Origin of the sequence: Haloarchaeobius marinus (assembly GCF_051207415.1) — an archaeon.
GTDB lineage: Archaea > Halobacteriota > Halobacteria > Halobacteriales > Natrialbaceae > Haloarchaeobius.
The window spans coordinates 241311-258768 of record NZ_JBPKGD010000005.1; the positions used below are offsets into that span (position 1 = coordinate 241311).

The window sequence follows — 17458 nt, forward strand, 5'->3', positions numbered from 1 at the left end:
GACGGTCGCACCGTCTACTGGTAATCGACCTCGCCCTCGCCCTCGCCAATCCACGCACCGCGGTCCGGTTCGCGGGACTCGAGTGGGTCGATATCCTTATACCAGGGGACGCTCTTGAGCTGTTCCTTGTTGTAGACGAGGTCGTCTTTGGTGTCGCCGGTGAACTCGAAGTTCTGCGTGAGCAGGATCGCGTCCACGGGACAGACCTCCTCACAGAGCCGGCAGTAGATGCACTGCCCGATGTGGAGGTTGTACTCCTCGCCGTTTCGCTGTGCGTCCGTCACGATGTGAATCGTGTCGTTCGGACAGACGTTCTCGCACTGGCGGCACCAGATGCAGCGCTCCTGGCTGAACTTGTGGACGCCACGGAACCGTGGCGACACCTCCGGCGGCGTGTCCGGGTACTCGACGGTGAACGTCGAGCCGTCCAGTGCGTGCTTCATCGTCGTCGCCATGGATTTCAGTATCCCAATCATGCTATCACCCCGACGAGGAGTGCGGTGAGCAGCAGGTTCGCGAACGAGAGCACGAGCATGCCCTTCCAGCCGATCTGGATGAGCTGGTCGATGCGCAGTCGCGGAACCGCAGAGCGCGCCCACTGCGTGAACAGGAACACGCCCCATATCTTGATCGTGAACCAGATGAACCCGGGCAGGATGGGTCCTGCGGGGCCACCCAGGAACAGCGTCGCGATGATGGCGCCACCGAGGAAGATGTGCAGGAACTCGCCCAGGTAGATGAGGACGAAGTAGACCGAGGAGTACTCGGTCTGGTACCCTGCGACGATCTCGGTCGGTGCCTCGGGGATGTCGAACGGGTTACGGCCGACCTCCGCGAGGTTCGCCACCAGGAACAGCGCGAACGCGAACGGGTTGACGAACGCGAACCACGAGGGGATCGCGAGTCCGCCGACCGTGAACAGCGTCTGCTGCTGGGTGGCGACTATCTCGCCCATCTGGAGGCTCTGCGTGAACAGGACCACCGACGCGCCCGTGAGGACGAGCGGAATCTCGTAGGCGATGTTCTGTGCGATGGCACGAAGCGCGCCGAGCATCGAGTACTTGTTCGCGGACGCGTAACCCGCCATCGTCAGTCCGAGGGTGGCGATGGAGGCGACCGCGAAGACGTAGGCCAGCCCCGATTCGGGGTCGGCCAGGTGGATGTTGATGCCGAAGATGTCCCCCATCGGGATGACCGCGAACCCGAGGAGTGCGGACCCCGCGACGACGACCGGTGCGAGGTCGAACGCGGGCCGGTCTGCGTTCTCGGGGATGATGAGTTCCTTCGAGAGCAGTCGAACGGCGTCAGCCACGATGATGAGGAGGCCGAACGGTCCGACGCGGTTGACCGCGATGCGGTCGGTGAAGGCGGCGGTTATCTTCCGTTTCGCCCACGGGCCGGCGACGCCGGTGTAGGCGAGCATCACGTTCCCGATGAGGAACGCGCCGAGGAACGCCGCGACGAACTGCCCGAGTGCGGTGTCGGGCAGTCCGAGGGCGGTCCGGATGGTCTCCGGGAGGAGTTGTTCCGTCGCCATCAGCGGTCCACCTCCCCGAGCACGATGTCGAGGCTACCGAGCGAGGCGATGAGGTCCGGGATGTACTCGCCCTGCGACATCTCGCCGAGCGTCTGCAGGTTCGAGAAGCTGGGACTCCGGATCTTGAACCGGCCGGGCTTGTCGGTGCCGTCGGACCGGATGTAGATGCCGAGTTCGCCCTTCGCGCCCTCGACGGCGCGGTACGTCTCGGTGTCGGCGTCCGGCTTGAGCGTCCGGGGGACGTTGGACTGGATGGTCCGGTCGTCCTCGGGCCACTCCTCGAGCAGGTCGACGCACTGTTCGATTATCTTCGCGGACTCCTCGACCTCCTGCAGGCGCACGAGCACGCGCGAGTAGTTGTCACAGCCGTCCTCGGTGACGACGTTCCAGTCGAGGTTCTCGTAGTAGCCGTAGGGGTCGTCCCGCCGGAGGTCGTAGTCGACGCCCGACCCACGTGCGACGGGCCCGGTGGCCCCGTACTGCTTCGCGACGTCGGGGTCGAGGTAGCCCGTGTCGACGCACCGGAGCTGGAAGATCTCGTTCGACGTGACCATGTCGTGGTACTCCTCCAGCTTCGCGGGCAGGTCCTCGAGGAAGTCCCGCGACTTCTCGAAGAACTCGTCACGCGGTTCGGGGAGGTCCCACGCGACCCCGCCGAGTCGGAAGTAGTTGAACATCAGCCGCTGCCCGGTGAGGTCTTCGAGGATGTTCTGGACGACCTCCCGGTCGCGGAACGCGTACTGGAAGATCGCGGTGAAGTCCCCGTAGACGTCGAGTGCGAACGTCCCGAGCGCGAGCATGTGCGCCGCGATGCGACAGAGTTCGGCACCCATCGTGCGGATGACCTGTGCGTACTCGGGCACCTCGATGTCGGCGAGGTCCTCCGCCGCACGGGCGTACGCCCACTCGTTGAGGAGGCCGGCGGAGACGTAGTCCCACCGGTCCGGGTACGGCATTATCTGGTGCCGGTAGGTGCCGGACTCGCACATCTGCTCCTCGCACCGGTGGAGGTAGCCGATGTCGGGGTCGACGTCGGCGACCGTCTCGCCGTCGAGGACCGTCTTCACGTGCAGGACGCCGTGCGTCGCCGGGTGGTGCGGGCCGATGTTGAGGAACATCGTGTCCGCCTCCTGGTCCCGGTGGTCCCTCTGGAGCGGGTTGTCCCACTCGCCGAGGGTGACGACCTGCGGACTCTCCTGGTCGTAGCCCAGTCCCAGCGGATGCCCCTGCCACGTGTCGGGGAGCAGGATGCGTCGCGGGTCGGGGTGGCCCTCGTACTCGATGCCGACGAGGTCGAACGCCTCGCGCTCGTGCCAGTCGGCGGTCCTGAACACCGGTTCGACCGTCTGGCTGACCGGTTCGTCCTTCGACGCGGGGACGACGACGCTGACCTCCTGGGTCGGGTCGTCGTACTTCTTCATGTGGTAGATGGACTCGTACCGGTCCTCGTACTCCTGTGCGGTGAGACACGAGAGGTGGTCGAATCCGGCCTCGTCCCGGAGCCTGAACAGCGCCTCCTGCACCTCGTCGGGACGGACGACGACCGCCGTCTCGGCGTTCAGGTGCTCCTCGGTGTCGAGGACGAGGTCGCCGAGCAGGTCGAGGACCTGGTCCTCGGTGACTGCAGGCGCGACCTCGGTCCCCCTGTCCGGTCGTTCCAGGCTCATGGTGAATCAGCCCAGTTGTACCGCATCGCGAGGGTGTCTTCGTCTATCTGGTCGGCCAGTTTGTCGATGACCTCGTCGCGTTCCATGTCGCCGAAGCGCTCCAGTTCGTACGGCTTGACGACGACCGGCGAGGACTCGCCGTTCGCGACGCGCTCCTGAAGCTTGGCGACGCCGTAGATGAGCGCCTCCGGGCGCGGTGGGCAACCGGGGACGTGGATGTCCACGGGGATGACCTCCTCTGCACCCTTGATGACGTTGTAGCCCTCCTGGAACGGGCCGCCGGAGATGGTACACGAGCCCATGCCGACGACGAACTTCGGTTCGGGCATCTGGTCGTACACGCGCTTCATGCGCGGCGCGAACTTCGAGACGATGGTCCCGGGGACGATGATGACGTCCGCCTGTCGCGGCGACGCACGCGGGATGCCCGCCCCGAAGCGGTCCAGGTCGTGCTTGATGGCGTACGTGTGTATCATCTCGATGCTGCAGCACGCGATCCCGAACTGCAGCATGAACATCGACGACCCCCGGACCCAGTTCATGAACTTGTCGAACTTGGTGAGGATGAACGGGGACGACCCGAACGCCTCCCGCAGCGTCGAGTTGAACCGGTCGTCGAGGCCCTCACCCATTCGGGCGTCGCGCGTCTTTGTCAGTGCGTCTGTACTCCCGCCGCTGTCTGTAGGGTTGTCGCTGCTCATCGTTTTGCCTGTACCTGTGATTCAGAGCGTGAGCTCTTGGCCCAGTCGACCGCACCGTTGTGCCAGGCCCACGCGAGCCCCGCCACGAGAACAGTGATGAACACCAGCATCGGAACCAGAACCGGGCCGAGCGCCGTTCCGCCTTCGAGAGCAGACCCGTAGATGACCGTCCACGGGAATATGAGGACGGTTTCGATGTCGAAGACGACGAACAAGAGCGCGACCATGTAGTACTGGATGTTGAAACGGATTCGGGTCCCGCCTGTGGGAACCTCACCGCTCTCGTACGTGGTTCGCTTACTGTCTTCGGGTACGCTCGGTCGGAGCAGTGCCGACACTGCCATCATGCCGAGTGGAATCAGCACTCCAACGAGTGCGAGCGCCCCTATGGCTATCCATGGATTCATGCCGTATTCTCCGTAACATCCGGGGGTTTGAAGCGCACCCATATAAGGGTTGATTGTTGCAATTTCAGGCTGTGCTGGTGGTTTCCCCTGTTCGAAGCGGTCGACCGGACTGGTCCGATAGTGTCCCCGAGAAGAGATGTCCGGGCGGCGGTCAGTCGCGCTGGTCGACGAACCCCGGCGTCCCGAGTTCGTGGAGTCGGCGCGACGTCGTCGCGACGTCGTCCTTGAGGGACTCGTGGTAGTCGACGAGTCGCTCTCGCAGTTCGTCGTGTTCGCGTGCGAGAATCATCGCGGCCGAGAGCGCGGCGTTGAACGACTTCCCGGCGTCGACGGCCGTCAGCGGCGCGCCCTGGGGCATGCCGATGACGGAGTCGACGCTCTTCTCCTGGACCGGGACGCCGACCACGGGGACGGGGAAGGCGATGGAGGCGGTCATGTTGGGGAGGTCCGCCGACTTGCCGCCCGCTCCCGCGACGACGACGTCGATGCCGCGGTCCTCGGCCGTCTCGGCGTAGGCGTACATGAGTTCGGGCGTGCGGTGGGCCGAGACGACGTACGTCTCGAACGTGAACCGCTCCGCCGGCGGGTCGTCGTAGTCCGTCACCTCGGCGAAGCCGAGTTCGTCCACGAGCGCGTCGTACGCACCGGGACGGCCGGACTCGGAGCCCATCATCACGTCGAGGTCCGAGTCCGACCCCATGACGATGCCGACGTCTGGCGTCTCCGCGGCCGGTCTGTCGCGCTGTGCCTCCGCGTGCAGGTCGTCGATGAGGTCGTCGAGTGGGTCGGTCATGGATGTCTCACGCGAATTCGAGTCCGTCGACGAGCGCCCGGGCGCTCGCCAGCAGGTCGTCGGTCGAGTCGTCGTCGGTGGCCACGCAGGTCACGTGACCCATCTTCCGCAGCGGGCGGGTCTCGCGCTTCCCGTACCAGTGCAGGTTCGCACCGGGCGTCTCCAGGACGCGTTCGACGCCGTCGACGCGAGCAGACCGCGAGGCGTCGCCGGTCCCGAGGACGTTCTTCGAGACGGTCGGTGCACGCAGGGCGGTCGCCCCGAGGGGCCACCCGACGACGGCGCGGAGGTGCTGTTCGAACTGCGACGTGAGCGCCCCCTCGATGGTCCAGTGACCCGAGTTGTGAGGGCGGGGCGCGATCTCGTTGACGAGCACGTCGCCGTCGGTCGTCTCGAACAGTTCGACGGCGTAGACGCCGCGTCCGTCCAGCAGGTCGAGCACCTCGTGGCCGACGGCCTCGGCACGGGACGCCACCGCGTCGCCAGACCTGGCTGGCACGACGGTCTCTCGCAGTATCTCCTCCTCGTGGACGTTCTCGCCGATGGGGAACGTCGCAACCTCGCCGTCGCCCTTCGCGGCGACGACGGACGTCTCGCGCTCGTAGTCGACGAACGCCTCGACCATCGCGGGGCCGGCGACCGCGTCGAGGGCGTCCGCCGCGTCATCGACCGATTCGACGGGGACGTTCCCGCGACCGTCGTAGCCGCCGGTCCGGGCCTTGAGCATGGCCGGCGTGCCGAGGTCGTCGAGCGCGTCGCGCAGGTCGTCGACGTCGTCGACGCGCCGGAACGGCGGGACGGGCACGCCGGCGTCGTCGAGTGCACGCTTCTGGTGCAGTTTGTCGTGGATGAGCGCCAGCGTCGACGGGTCGGGGTGACACGGGACGCCGGTGTCCTCGCTGATGTCGGCGAGCACGTCCTGGTCCGCCAGTTCGATCTCGAACGTGAGGTAGTCGGCGCGCTCGGCGAGCGCCCGGATGGCGTCCTCGTCGTCGAAGTCGGCGACGAGCTGGTCGCGGGCTACCGGCGCTGCCGGGCACTCCGGCGTCGGGTCGAGGACGACGAGGTCGATACCGAGCGGTGCCGCCGCTTCGCCGAGCATCCGCCCGAGCTGTCCACCGCCGACGACGCCGACGGTCGGGCCGGGTAGGCTCGCAGGCATGTAGTCGCCGGTTCAGAATGAGCGCGCTTAACGCTTGCTTTCGCGGTCGTCCGTCTTCGAGGCCACGAACAGCACCGTCGGGGTGCCGCCGGCCGTGACGTTCACCCGGTATCGCTCGTAGCCGCCACCGAGATAGGTCGAGACGCGGTCGGCGTGGGTGGCGCGCGTGACGACGACGGGCGGGTTCGACGCCAGTGCGTGCGAGAGTTCGGAGACGTTCCGGGCGCTCGTGGACTCCATCCCCGCCTGCTCGAAGTACCAGGGGAGCGGCAGGCGGTGGTACCAGTTCTCGTTGTCGGCCACCGTCGTCCACTCGTCGTCCCGCCAGCCCCACTCGTCCTCGACCGGGAGGGCGTCGGCCGCCGATTCGTCGTCCATCGCGAAGAACGCGCCGTAGTAGACCACGTCCGGCCCCTCGGCGTTCCCGGCGGCGGCCGCCTCCGCGTGGGCGACGGCGGGCCGGAGGTCGGTCCCAGGCTGGCCGGTCTGGACGAGGACGTTGTCGGGAGACGTCGGCCCGAGATAGGACGTCTGGACGGCCGCCCCGGCCGCGGCCCCCGTCGCGCCGGTCAGGACGAGGACGGCGAGCGACGCCGAGACGACCCGCCGGTCGGCGACCGCCTCGCGCCCCCACCGCCAGGCGAGCGACAGGCCGACGGCGGCGGGGACGGCCAGCGGGACGGCGACGTGGACCGCGTGCCACGGTCCCTTCCCGTACATGACGACGGGATAGAGCGCCACGCTGGCGAAGCCCCAGTAGGCGCTGAAGGCGACAACGTCACGCGGCCCGCCGTCGCCGTAGCGGTCCGCGAGGAAGCCGACGAGGCCGAACAGGCACGTCACCGCAGCACCGGCGACAAGTGCCCGCAGGAAGAAGGGGCCGTAGTCGAGGATTCCCTGGTCCTGGGCCGCACCGAACCAGAGGTCACTCGCCGCGTCCCAGCTGTCGAACAGCGCCGCTTCGACGAGACCGGGCAGGACCGCCGGGGTCGTCCACAGCGCGTCGAGCGTCGCACCCCGCGGAACGTACGCGACGGTGACGACGAGCATGAAGAGGACGCCGGCGAGCAGTGCCGGGGCGCGCCAGAGGTGGAGCGTCCGGCCGGCGGCCGACCCCCGGAGCAGGACGCCGAGGACGTACGCCGCGGCGACGACCCACGCGACGGCGTACGTTGCGAGGACGGCCTCGCCGACGAACAGGAGCAGGGCGAACGCGGCCGCCCCGACGCCGATGACGACCGCGGCCCCCTCGCCGTCCTCGGGCAGCGTCCACAGCGCACAGCGGACGGCGACGAGCAACAGCACGATGGCGACCAGGAGCGTCGTCCCGTCGACCAGCCAGAGGACCACGGGGTTCAGGACGGCGAACAGGACGACCGGTCCGTCGATGCGCGACCGGAGCCAGTCGGGGACTGCGACCCGGCGGTCCCCCGAACCGACGAGCGACCAGCGCTTCCGGAACAGTCGGTGGTCGACCAGCAACGCACCCGAACCGACCCAGCACGCCGCGTAGACCAGCGCGTTCTCCTTCGAGGCCACGGCCAGCGCGAAGGCCACGCTCGCTGCGTAGAGGTACCGCGGGTCCCGGGTGTCGGCGAGTCTGACGGCCAGGCCGACCGCCACGAGCGCGAACGTCGCCACGAGGACGTCGGTCCTGGCGAACCGCGAGTAGTACAGGAGCGCGGGGTTGAGCGCCAGCAGTCCGGCCAGGGCGACCACCTCGCTCCGCCGGAGGTGTTCCCTGAACAGCCACGCCGACAGCGGGAGGAGGCCACCCACGAGTGCCGGGACCAGTCGAACGACGGCGTCGCCCGGGCCGAGCAACCCGACTAGTAGTTCGTTCGCATGCGCGAGCAACGGGCCGTGGAGGATGGGCCGGTACTCCCAGGTCCCCGTCGCAGCGTATCGGAGGACCGCGTACCCGTGTCGTGCCTCGTCCCAGTGGGCCGTCCGCGCACCGAGGTCGTAGAGCCGCATCGCGCTGGCGAGGAGGGCGGCGGCCAGAACGGCCCCGAGGAGGCGCGAGTCGGGAGCCGTGTGGTCGGCTTCGGTGGCGTCGGACGCGTTCGCGTCGACTCTCCGCCCGCCGTCGGACCCGTCTCCCGACACCGCGTCTGCCATTGCTGTCGAACTGACCGCCGCGGGGTGAAACGCTTTCTGTTCCGGTTCCCCGCCTCGTCGGACACGACACCGGTGACGAACTGGCCGTCGAAACCTGCTATCACGCCGCATTGTCCATAACGGTAGACCTTTGACCGACGCTTCCGACCCATCTCGCATGACCTCGCTCGGACTGGTGGTCGCTGAGTTCAACGCCTCGGTCACCGAGGAGATGGAGACGGTCGCCCGAGAAGCGGCGGCCGACGCCGGTGCAGACGTCGTCGAGACGGTCCACGTCCCGGGCGTGTACGACTCGCCGCTGGCCGCGGACCGCCTCGCGCGCCAGGACGACGTCGACGCCGTCGCGGTCGTCGGTGCCATCGTCACCGGCGACACCGACCACGACCAGGTCATCGGGCACGCGGCCGCACAGAAGTTGACCGACGTGAGCCTGGAGCGCGACCTGCCGGTCACGCTCGGCGTCACCGGTCCCGGCATGAGCGGCGCCGAGGCGCGCGAACGCGTCGGGAACGCCGCGAAGGCCGTCGAGGGAGCAGTCTCACTCGTCGAAGAACTATGAAATTCGCAGACAGAGTCACGAGAGTCGAACCGTCCGCGACGCTGGCCATCTCGAACAAGGCGTCGGCACTCGAAGCCGACGGCGTAGACGTGGTGGACCTCAGCGTCGGCGAACCGGACTTCCCCACCCCCGAGAACGTCGTCCAGGCGGCGAAGGACGCGCTGGACGCCGGACACACGGGATACACGTCGTCGAACGGCATCCCCGAACTGAAGGCGGCCATCGCGGAGAAACTGGCCGACGACGGACTGGACTACTACTCGGCCGACCAGATCATCGTCACCCCCGGCGGGAAGCAGGCGCTGTACGAGATAATCACGGCGCTCATCGACGACGGCGACGAGGTCGCCCTGCTGGACCCGGCGTGGGTCTCCTACGAGGCGATGGTGAAACTCGCCGGCGGGTCGCTGACCCGCGTCGACACGGCCAGACACGACTTCGAACTCGAACCGGCGCTCGACGACCTGGCCGACGCGGTCTCCGACGAGACGGAACTGCTCGTCGTCAACTCGCCCGGGAACCCCCACGGGGCGGTCTACTCCCGTGAGGCACTGGAGGGCGTGCGCGACCTCGCCGTCGAACACGACTTCCTCGTCATCTCCGACGAGATATACAAGGAGATAACCTACGGCGTGGAGGCCATCTCGCTCGGCACGCTCGACGGGATGGAAGACCGCACCATCACGGTCAACGGCTTCTCGAAGGCCTACTCGATGACGGGGTGGCGACTCGGCTACTTCGCCGCGCCGTCGGAACTGGTCGAACAGGCCGGGAAGCTTCACAGCCACTCCGTCTCCTGTGCCGTGAACTTCGTCCAGCACGCCGGCGTCGAGGCCCTGCAGCACACCGACGAGGCCGTCGTCGAGATGACCGAGGCGTTCGAGGAGCGCCGCGACCTGCTGGTCGACCTGTTCGCCGACCACGGCGTCGACGTCGACGCGCCCGAGGGTGCGTTCTACCTGATGCTGCCCGTCGACGACGACGACACCGCCTGGTGCGAGGGCGCCATCGAGGACGCCCACGTCGCCACCGTCCCCGGCAGCGCGTTCGGCACGCCCGGGTACGCACGACTCTCCTACGCCGCAAGCGAGGACCGCCTCCGGGAGGGCGTCGAGCGACTGGCCGACGAAGGCTACCTCTGAGAAGCGGCACAGCTATCGTCGAGAATCCGTTTCCGCGGCCGCCGTCGCACGCTCGACCGGTCGGTCACCCGCGTAGTTCGAGGATACGGTCTACGATGCGCCCCGTCGAGAGCAGTTCGCCCTCGTACTTCGGGTCCCTCCCGCTGACCCGGCGGACCTCGCAGTCGATTCCCCGGGTCGCCAGCGCGTCGGCGATGGCCTCCTCGTCGTGGTGCTGGTCGTGGCCGAGGACGATGTAGTCGGGCCGGATGCGTTCGATGGGGACGAAGATGTCCTCGGTGTGGCCGAGGTGCGCCTCGTCGACCACGTCGAGGGCGGCGACCATGTCCCGGCGCTGTCGGTCCGGAAGTATCGGCTTCTCCTTGTGTGTGACATTCTCCCGTCTCGCGATGATGACGTGGAGTTCCTCGCCCAGCGCGGCGGCCTCGGTCAGGTAGTGGACGTGGCCGGGGTGGAGGATGTCGAACGTTCCCTGTGCGATGACGGTCGTCGGTGTCTCAGTCATGATCTCGTCGCAGTTCCGCGTCGATGTCTGCCTGTGTGAAGTCGAAGAACTCGTCGGCGCTGGGCAGGTCGACGTCCAGCACCCGGAGGGTCCGCCGGTCGCCGTGCTGGTCGAACGCCCGCCAGTCGTCGGGTCCGTACGGCTCGCCCATGATGATGTGGACCGTCCCGGAGGTGAACGTCGCCAGGTCCTCGTCGCTGGGTCGGAGGACGCCGTTCGGGTGCGAGTGGATGCTCCCGAGCGACCGGACGTCGTTCGGTATCATGTTCGAGTCCACGGTCGCACTCACCGGGTTCGACCGGGTGCCGGGGATGACGAGGACGTCGGTGATGACCTGCCCCCGAGCGTCCAGTCCGAGGCGACTCGCGTCCGTTCCGCGGAGCATCCCCATGTACTCGTTCGGGTGCGTGTCCTCGGCGGACTCCAGCGCGAACTCGAGGGTCTCGCGGGCGATGCCCACGACGCCCTCGCGCTGGAAGAACCGGTCGAGCAGTCCCATGTGCCTCCCTCGCGCCTCGGCGGTGCTAAACGTTCCGAAAGCCTCGCTCGTCTTGACAAGCGTTATACGCGGTCGTTTCGAACGAACTCGTAAGATGACATCCCACTCCGTCGACGACGACGCTGACGACGAGGGTGTGCCGGTCGTGTTCGACCTCGCGCCCGATTGTACCGTCGACGACGTCGAGACAGACGCGGCGTATCTCGCCACGGTCAACGGTATCGTCGAGTACGGCATCTTCGTCGACCTCTCGGACTCCGTCTCCGGTCTCGTTCACGAATCGAACCTCAGCGGCACCTACGCGGTCGGCGACGAACTCGTCGTCGAGGTGGACAACGTCCGCGACGACGGCGACATCTCCTTTGCGACGGTCGACCTCGACGACTTCCGCGTCGAACCGGTCGCACACGACTACCGCCCGACGGCGACGACCGCACTCGACACCAACCTGGGTGACCAGGTGCACGTCGAGGGCACCGTCACCCAGATCAAACAGACCGGCGGGCCGACGATATTCCAGGTCCGCGACGAACACGGCGTCGTCCCCGCCGCCGCGTTCGAGGCGGCCGGCGTTCGTGCCTACCCCGACGTGACGGTCGACGACGTGGTCCGCGTGACCGGCGTCGTCGAGACCCGCGAGGACGCGACCCAGCTGGAGGTCGGCGCCCTGACGCTCCTCGAGGGCGAAGCGGCGGCCGAGGTGCGCGAACGACTCGACGCCGCGACCGCGGAGCGCGCCGAACCGCACGACGTCGACCCACTCGTCGACTGGCCCGCGTTCGAGAAGCTTCGCGACGACATCCGCGACGTCGCACGCCTGCTGCGCGAGACGGTCATCGAGGGTCGACCCATCCGCGTCCGGCACCACGCCGACGGCGACGGGATGTGCGCCTCGGTCCCCGTCCAGCGCGCCATCGAGGCGTTCATCGCCGAGGTCCACGAGGACCCGAGCGCCGCCCGGCACCTGTTCAAGCGCCTCCCGAGCAAGGCACCGTTCTACGAGATGGAGGACGCCACGCGCGACCTGAACTTCGCGCTCGAGGACCGCGAGAAGCACGGCCAGAAGCTCCCACTCGTGCTGATGCTCGACAACGGTTCGACCGCGGAGGACGTCCCCGCCTACGAGACGCTCGCGCACTACGACATCCCCATCGTCGCGCTCGACCACCACCACCCGGACCCCGAGGCGGTCGAACCGCTGCTCGACGCCCACGTCAACCCGTACCTCTACGGCGAGGACTATCGCATCACGACGGGCATGATGTGCGTCGAACTCGCCCGGATGATCTACCCGGACCTCACCGACAACCTCCGGCACGTGCCGGCCGTCGCCGGACTCTCGGACCGCTCCAAGGCGGAGGTGATGGACGACTACCTCGACCTCGCCGCAGCGGAGGGCTACGACGAGGACGACCTGCAGGACATCAGCGAGGCGCTGGACTACGGCGCACACTGGCTCCGCTACGACTCGGGTCGCCACCTCATCGACGACGTGCTCAACATCGGCGTCGACGACGAGTCCCGCCACCGCGAACTCGTCGACTTCCTCGCCGAGAGCGCTCGGGAGGCCGTCGACGACCAGCTGTCGGCCGCCATGCCCCACGTCGAACACGAGGAACTCCCGAACGACGCACACCTCTACCGCATCGACGTCGAGAACTACGCCCACCGGTTCACGTACCCCGCACCGGGGAAGACCACCGGTGAGATTCACGACCGGAAGGTCACCGAGACGGGCGACCCCGTCATCACAATCGGGTACGGCCCCGACTTCGCCGTCCTCCGGTCCGACGGCGTCCGACTCGACATCCCGCGGATGGTCTCCGAACTCGACGACGAGATCGTCGGTGGCGGCGTCTCCGGCGGCGGTCACCTCGTCGTCGGTTCCATCAAGTTCGTGAAGGGTCGCCGCGAGGAGGTCATCGACGCCCTCGTCGAGAAGATGGCCGAGGCCGACATCGACGAGGAACTCAGCAGCACCTCGCCCATCTCGGAATAGACCCGGTCGGTCCGTCTCGACTCTACGTCCCTCGTTCTTCGCCGTCGACTGCGGTCTGCCCATCGCCGTCACTACCGGAGGGGTTCCTCCGGTTCGACCGTCCCGAACTCGACGCGACGAGACAGCACCAGGAGTGCGAGCGCCGCGGCCGCGACGGCCGCGACGCCGAGTAGTCGGTCGCCGCCGGGACTGCTACCCCTGCCCCGCCAGTCGGCGTCGAACGCGGCGGCGTAGTACCGCCCGACCTCGTCGCCGGTCACGACGACGGCTACCTCGCGGTTGTCGCGCAACGAGTTCCGGTTCCAGTTGACGCTCCCGACGACGACGTGGCGTTCGTCGACGACCACCCCCTTCGCGTGGAGTGTCTCGAATCTGCCTCCGGGGTCGACCAGTCGGGCCCGGAGGTCCAGGTTCTCGCGGTCGGCGACGGCGTTCAGTCGGTCGACGACGCGACCGTTCGCGTCCTCGGCGTACCACGCACTGCTCAGGAGGACCCGGACCCGAGTCCCGTTCCGGGCCGCGGCGAGCGTCGCACGCACCAGCGGTCCGTCGACGCCGCCGGCGTCCATCTGCTCGATTCGGACCGACGAGTTCGCGCCGGCGACGAGCGAGACGAGTTCGGTCTCGGCGTTGTCCGGGGCGACGAGCACCGTAACGGACTCGACGTCGACCGTCGCCGGGTCGACCCGACTCGGGTAGTCGCCGGCCGCCCGGGTCGACTCGACCGGCGAGACCCGGGCACGGTACCGGGGCCACGGGATGGCGTCGTGGGCGCGCCAGTCGGCACGGAACGTCCTGTTCAGCGCATCCACGGCGACGCTTCCGTCGGTCAGTTCGACGCCCCACCCGCGATTGGCGTGTCCACCGGACCCCGACGGCTTCCAGTTCTCGGTGAGCACGAGTGCCCGGTCGTCGGCGACGACGTACTTCGCGTGGTGGAAGTCGTATCGCGCCGCGTCACCCCCGACGACCCGGACGGAGACGCCCGCGTCGACCAGTCGGTCGAGTGCGGCCACCTCTCGTTCGGTCATGCCGCCGACCGGACCGCCGTCGACCAGTACGCGTACGGACGCCCCGCGGTCGGCCGCGGCCACGAGTGCCTCGGTCACGCGTCCGGAGGTGTACGTGTACCCGGCGAGCGAGACGTGCGTCTCGGCGTCGGCGATGGCCGAGAGCGGGACGGCGCTGTCGGGTGTGACGAACGCGCGGACCCGACCGGGCCCGGCCGTCACCGGTTCGAAGTCGGTCGCACCGCGCGGGACCCAGCGCGCCCCGACCCACCGTTCCGCGGTCGGCGCGTCCTCGTAGGCGAGTCGGCCGACGGCGGTACCGTCCCGCGCGAGCACGACCGTCTCGCCGCCGTTGGCGAGTTCGGGGAAGCCGTCGACCGCGACGGTCCTGTCGGTGCGCTCGCGGACGCCCGCCGGGATGGCCTCCGGCGTGGCCGTGAGGACGACGCGTCCCTTGACGCTCACGTTCGGGAGGGCGGTCGCGCCCTGGTCGTCGGCGATGGTCCACCCGCCGAGGTCGGTCCGGTCTGGGAAGACTGCGACGACGTGTTCGCCACGGTCGTCCTCGGCGACCGGGTTGGGGAGGACGGAGTCGAGGCGTGGCACGTCAGCGGTCGCGTCGCCGTGTGGATCCCCCGCGTCGGGCGTCGCCGCGAACTCCGGTCCAGTGGGCGCCGGTTCGGGGGTCCACGTCTCCTGTGCAGTCACCGCCACGACCGACGCGGTCGCTCCCACGAACAGGAGGGCGACGACCGCGAAGGCTCGGAACACGCGGACGTTGGCCGCCCGCTGATACAAAAAGGCTCGCTCGTCTCAGACCGCTTTCTGTGCCTCGTCCTGGACGAGGAACGACCTGTCCTCGGTGTAGTCGACGAGGGCTTCCAGCGCTCGGTCGGTGCCGATCTGGTTCAACGCCCACGCGGCGCTCGCGCGGACGGTGTCGTCCTCGTCGTCGGAGAGCACGTCCGAGAGCGGTTCGATGGCGCGGGTGTCACCGAGCAGTCCCAGGGCACGTGCAGCGCGGGACCGGGTCATCGCGTCCTCTGCGGCCAGTTTGTTGGCGATGGGCTGGGTCGCCTCCTCGCTACCGATCTCGCCGAGCGCCCGGAAGGTGACCTTCTGGAGCGCCGGGTCGGAGTCGGCGTCGACGTACTCGACGAGCGTGTCGACCGGTTCCTCGGAGCCGATCTTGCCGAGCACGCGGATGGCCGGCTTGTCGCGGCGCTGGGCGCGCTGGGTCATCGGTTCCAGTGCCTCCTCGGCCCCCAGCCTCTCGAGTGCGTCGAGGCAGTGGGACTCCATGAAGTCCGACTCGAAGTGTTCGAGACCGACGAGTATCTTCTCGGCGTTCATGTCGCGCTCGAAGGCCTTGATGGCGTTCCACTCGGGCGGGAAGTCCTTCCGGTGGTCGACCACGTCGTAGAAGCCGTGATGCGCGAGCATCTCGCGCACCGAGAGGTCGTCCCAGGCCTGGGCGTCCTCGATGCCCTGGAGGAGCGCCTCGCTGGCTTCGAGCAGGTCGGTGATGGCCGTCTCGTCCTCGTCGGGGTCGAGATTCATGGCCTCGACGCTGGCGGCGGCGTCGTCAAGTCGGTCGCCGACGTCGTCGACGTCGCTGACCGAGCCATCGACGTCGAGACGGTCGTGGGCGAGGAACGCCTCGACCGCGTCGAGCACCTCGCCTTCGCCCTGTTCGGTCCAGCGCGTGTCCTCGACGGTCGATTTGGCCTCCTCGACGTTCGCGACGACGTCCTCGGCGTAGGGCCCGCGCTGGGCTTCGAGTTCGTCGCGCAGGTCCGAGAGACGGGATTCGAGTTCCTCGGCCGGGTCCGCCTCGTCCTCGTCCTCCGGTTCGGGGAAGGTCGCGGCCTCGAGGTCGGCTTCGACCGCGTCGAGGTCCGCTTCGACCGCGTCGAGGTCCGCTTCGGTCTCGGCGGCATCGAGTTCCTCGGCGATGGCGTCGAGTCGCTCCTCGAGGGAGTCGACGGTGACCGTCGTGTCGACCGCTTCGGTCTCCTCTGCACCGGTCTCCTCGGCGTCGGACTCGTCTTCGCTCATGGGTTCGCCCCCGTAGCCGTCACGTTCATGCGGGAACCTCCGTCCAGCGAGTCCCTAAGCGTTTCCATACAATTTCGTCAGGACCCACCCGCCCCGCCAGTAGAACAGCGGCCCTGCGACGAGGTAGGCGATACCCAGCGTCAGGATGGCCCACGGGAACGTGCGCCCGAACTGGTACGGGACGAGGACGGCCAGGGCGTGGACGACGCCCATCAACAGCGCGTCCCGCGCGAGCAGGTCCGGGTAGCGGATGCGCGACACCATCAGGTAGACGAAGGCGGCGGTCCCGGCGAGCAGGACCGTCGGTTCGTGGACGCCACAGAGGACCGACGCCGAGATGATGGTCGCCGCGAGGGTCGTCGGGGCCCCCTCGGTGAACTCGTCGCCGGCATCGTAGGCGGTGTACATCCCGAGCCTGACGACGCCCATCGAGACGAACAGCGCGGGAACGACCGCCGTCGCGACGGTCTGTGCCGTCAACGGGTCGAACGAGACGGGCCACGTCGCGTCGACGGCCGCGTACACGAGTACCGCCGGCGCGACGCAGAACGTGGCGACGTCGGCCAGCGAATCGAGGTACGGCCCGACGTTCGAGCCGCCGACGTACCGCGCGACGACGCCGTCGAGTCCGTCGGCGATGGCCCCGAGCAACACCAGTCGCGCGGCGAGTTCGACGTCGCTGAAGGCGACGACGACGGCCACGAACCCGAGTGCCGCGTTGGCCGTGGTCACCGCGTCGGCGAGGCCGAGTCGCCCGACGAACCGTGGCAGCATATCCCCCGGTTCGCCGCCACCGTTTTACGCTCTTTCGGTCTCTCCGCGCCGCGACGCGGAACCGTGTCGACTAAATCCGTCAGTTCCTAACGCCCGCGTATGGACCGTCGTACGTTCCTCGCGTCTGCCGGTGCGGTCGCCCTGTCCGGTTGTCTGGCGGTGTCCTCGACCGCCCGGACCGACTGTACGTCGGGTTGTGACGTCCAGATGAGCGCGAGCGCGTTCCGCCCGGCCGAGCACGAGGCCTCGGTCGGCGACACCGTCGTCTGGAAGAACACCTCCAGCAAGGCCCACACAGTCACCGCCTACGAGAACGCGATTCCCGACGAGGCGACGTACTTCGCCTCCGGCGGATTCGACTCGGAGTCGGCCGCCCGCGACGCCTGGTTCGGCAGTCGCGGAGGCGCGATTCCCTCCGGTGAGAGCTTCGAGCACACGTTCGAGGTCCCCGGGACCTTCAACTACGTCTGCATCCCACACGAACGCGGCGGCATGACCGGAAAAATCGTCGTTACGGAGTGACG

Annotated in this window: 17 protein-coding genes; 4 read left to right on the top strand and 13 right to left on the bottom strand. The window is 68.2% G+C overall.

The genetic code is table 11. The features are described from left to right. Window positions 1-14: 14 nt before the first annotated feature. From ACSC1W_RS17680 to ACSC1W_RS17715, 8 genes are all read right to left on the bottom strand, one after another. On the bottom strand, window positions 15-476 hold the full coding sequence (locus ACSC1W_RS17680) for a NuoI/complex I 23 kDa subunit family protein (protein WP_435348965.1): 462 nt from the start codon (window positions 474-476) through the stop codon (window positions 15-17). Further along, window positions 473-1537, bottom strand: a complete 1065-nt coding sequence (locus ACSC1W_RS17685) for a complex I subunit 1/NuoH family protein (protein ID WP_435348966.1) — start codon at window positions 1535-1537, stop codon at window positions 473-475. Before ACSC1W_RS17685 ends, ACSC1W_RS17680 begins: the two co-directional genes overlap by 4 nt. Further along, complete coding sequence (locus ACSC1W_RS17690; RefSeq protein WP_435348967.1) at window positions 1537-3204, bottom strand: NADH-quinone oxidoreductase subunit D; 1668 nt, start codon at window positions 3202-3204, stop codon at window positions 1537-1539. The genes ACSC1W_RS17685 and ACSC1W_RS17690 overlap by 1 nt, the downstream gene beginning before the upstream one ends. Beyond that, window positions 3201-3905 (bottom strand): NADH-quinone oxidoreductase subunit B, encoded by a 705-nt coding sequence (locus ACSC1W_RS17695; RefSeq protein WP_435348968.1) that lies wholly within the window; start codon window positions 3903-3905, stop codon window positions 3201-3203. Before ACSC1W_RS17695 ends, ACSC1W_RS17690 begins: the two co-directional genes overlap by 4 nt. After that, window positions 3902-4312, bottom strand: coding sequence for an NADH-quinone oxidoreductase subunit A (locus tag ACSC1W_RS17700; protein WP_435348969.1), 411 nt, complete (start codon window positions 4310-4312; stop codon window positions 3902-3904). Before ACSC1W_RS17700 ends, ACSC1W_RS17695 begins: the two co-directional genes overlap by 4 nt. A gap of 151 nt (window positions 4313-4463) precedes the next feature. Next, complete coding sequence (locus tag ACSC1W_RS17705) at window positions 4464-5105, bottom strand: AIR carboxylase family protein (RefSeq protein ID WP_435348970.1); 642 nt, start codon at window positions 5103-5105, stop codon at window positions 4464-4466. Between the two features lie 7 nt (window positions 5106-5112). Then, window positions 5113-6267, bottom strand: a complete 1155-nt coding sequence (locus ACSC1W_RS17710; protein WP_435348971.1) for a 5-(carboxyamino)imidazole ribonucleotide synthase — start codon at window positions 6265-6267, stop codon at window positions 5113-5115. A 27-nt stretch (window positions 6268-6294) separates the two neighbouring features. Then, a complete protein-coding gene (locus ACSC1W_RS17715; RefSeq protein WP_435348972.1) occupies window positions 6295-8388 on the bottom strand; it encodes a flippase activity-associated protein Agl23 in 2094 nt (697 codons plus the stop codon). 157 nt (window positions 8389-8545) lie between these two features. Here ACSC1W_RS17715 and ribH point away from each other — a divergent pair, with 157 nt between their 5' ends. Both ribH and ACSC1W_RS17725 read left to right on the top strand, forming a co-directional pair. Further along, window positions 8546-8947 (top strand): 6,7-dimethyl-8-ribityllumazine synthase, encoded by a 402-nt coding sequence (gene ribH / locus ACSC1W_RS17720; protein WP_435348973.1) that lies wholly within the window; start codon window positions 8546-8548, stop codon window positions 8945-8947. Then, a complete protein-coding gene (locus ACSC1W_RS17725) occupies window positions 8944-10089 on the top strand; it encodes a pyridoxal phosphate-dependent aminotransferase (protein ID WP_435348974.1) in 1146 nt (381 codons plus the stop codon). Before ribH ends, ACSC1W_RS17725 begins: the two co-directional genes overlap by 4 nt. A 64-nt stretch (window positions 10090-10153) precedes the next feature. On the opposite strand, the gene ACSC1W_RS17730 is transcribed toward ACSC1W_RS17725, so the two are convergent. Beyond that, on the bottom strand, window positions 10154-10594 hold the full coding sequence (locus tag ACSC1W_RS17730; protein WP_435348975.1) for an FAD synthase family protein: 441 nt from the start codon (window positions 10592-10594) through the stop codon (window positions 10154-10156). Further along, window positions 10587-11093 carry a JAB/MPN domain protein-containing protein gene (locus ACSC1W_RS17735; RefSeq protein ID WP_435348976.1) on the bottom strand — a complete coding sequence of 169 codons (507 nt, stop codon included), beginning with the start codon at window positions 11091-11093 and terminating at the stop codon, window positions 10587-10589. Before ACSC1W_RS17735 ends, ACSC1W_RS17730 begins: the two co-directional genes overlap by 8 nt. 94 nt (window positions 11094-11187) lie before the next feature. Here ACSC1W_RS17735 and han point away from each other — a divergent pair, with 94 nt between their 5' ends. Then, window positions 11188-13092, top strand: a complete 1905-nt coding sequence (gene han, locus ACSC1W_RS17740; protein ID WP_435348977.1) for a Hef-associated nuclease — start codon at window positions 11188-11190, stop codon at window positions 13090-13092. 71 nt (window positions 13093-13163) lie between these two features. On the opposite strand, the gene ACSC1W_RS17745 is transcribed toward han, so the two are convergent. The 3 genes from ACSC1W_RS17745 to ACSC1W_RS17755 are packed head-to-tail and all read right to left on the bottom strand — an operon-like array spanning window position 13164 to window position 16934. Next, entirely contained in the window at window positions 13164-14873 is a 1710-nt protein-coding gene (locus tag ACSC1W_RS17745) for a phospholipase D-like domain-containing protein (RefSeq protein WP_435348978.1), read from the bottom strand. Between the two features lie 42 nt (window positions 14874-14915). Continuing rightward, the gene (locus ACSC1W_RS17750; protein ID WP_435348979.1) at window positions 14916-16160 is read right to left on the bottom strand and encodes a HEAT repeat domain-containing protein; all 1245 of its coding nucleotides are present in this window, start codon (window positions 16158-16160) and stop codon (window positions 14916-14918) included. Window positions 16161-16214: 54 nt separating this feature from the next. Then, window positions 16215-16934, bottom strand: coding sequence for a protein sorting system archaetidylserine synthase (locus ACSC1W_RS17755; RefSeq protein WP_435348980.1), 720 nt, complete (start codon window positions 16932-16934; stop codon window positions 16215-16217). A gap of 99 nt (window positions 16935-17033) precedes the next feature. On the opposite strand from ACSC1W_RS17755, the gene ACSC1W_RS17760 reads away from it, so the two are divergent. Further along, complete coding sequence (locus ACSC1W_RS17760) at window positions 17034-17456, top strand: plastocyanin/azurin family copper-binding protein (RefSeq protein WP_435348981.1); 423 nt, start codon at window positions 17034-17036, stop codon at window positions 17454-17456. Window positions 17457-17458: the final 2 nt, after the last annotated feature.

Coding starts and splice junctions, on each gene's coding strand:
- ACSC1W_RS17695 (WP_435348968.1), bottom strand. CDS start 3,905: ATGAGCAGCGACAACCCTACAGACAGCGGCGGGAGTACAGACGCACTG.
- ACSC1W_RS17690 (WP_435348967.1), bottom strand. CDS start 3,204: ATGAGCCTGGAACGACCGGACAGGGGGACCGAGGTCGCGCCTGCAGTC.
- ACSC1W_RS17725 (WP_435348974.1), top strand. CDS start 8,944: ATGAAATTCGCAGACAGAGTCACGAGAGTCGAACCGTCCGCGACGCTG.
- ribH (WP_435348973.1), top strand. CDS start 8,546: ATGACCTCGCTCGGACTGGTGGTCGCTGAGTTCAACGCCTCGGTCACC.
- ACSC1W_RS17750 (WP_435348979.1), bottom strand. CDS start 16,160: ATGAGCGAAGACGAGTCCGACGCCGAGGAGACCGGTGCAGAGGAGACC.
- ACSC1W_RS17680 (WP_435348965.1), bottom strand. CDS start 476: ATGATTGGGATACTGAAATCCATGGCGACGACGATGAAGCACGCACTG.
- han (WP_435348977.1), top strand. CDS start 11,188: ATGACATCCCACTCCGTCGACGACGACGCTGACGACGAGGGTGTGCCG.
- ACSC1W_RS17700 (WP_435348969.1), bottom strand. CDS start 4,312: ATGAATCCATGGATAGCCATAGGGGCGCTCGCACTCGTTGGAGTGCTG.
- ACSC1W_RS17755 (WP_435348980.1), bottom strand. CDS start 16,934: ATGCTGCCACGGTTCGTCGGGCGACTCGGCCTCGCCGACGCGGTGACC.
- ACSC1W_RS17730 (WP_435348975.1), bottom strand. CDS start 10,594: ATGACTGAGACACCGACGACCGTCATCGCACAGGGAACGTTCGACATC.
- ACSC1W_RS17715 (WP_435348972.1), bottom strand. CDS start 8,388: ATGGCAGACGCGGTGTCGGGAGACGGGTCCGACGGCGGGCGGAGAGTC.
- ACSC1W_RS17705 (WP_435348970.1), bottom strand. CDS start 5,105: ATGACCGACCCACTCGACGACCTCATCGACGACCTGCACGCGGAGGCA.
- ACSC1W_RS17685 (WP_435348966.1), bottom strand. CDS start 1,537: ATGGCGACGGAACAACTCCTCCCGGAGACCATCCGGACCGCCCTCGGA.
- ACSC1W_RS17710 (WP_435348971.1), bottom strand. CDS start 6,267: ATGCCTGCGAGCCTACCCGGCCCGACCGTCGGCGTCGTCGGCGGTGGA.
- ACSC1W_RS17735 (WP_435348976.1), bottom strand. CDS start 11,093: ATGGGACTGCTCGACCGGTTCTTCCAGCGCGAGGGCGTCGTGGGCATC.
- ACSC1W_RS17760 (WP_435348981.1), top strand. CDS start 17,034: ATGGACCGTCGTACGTTCCTCGCGTCTGCCGGTGCGGTCGCCCTGTCC.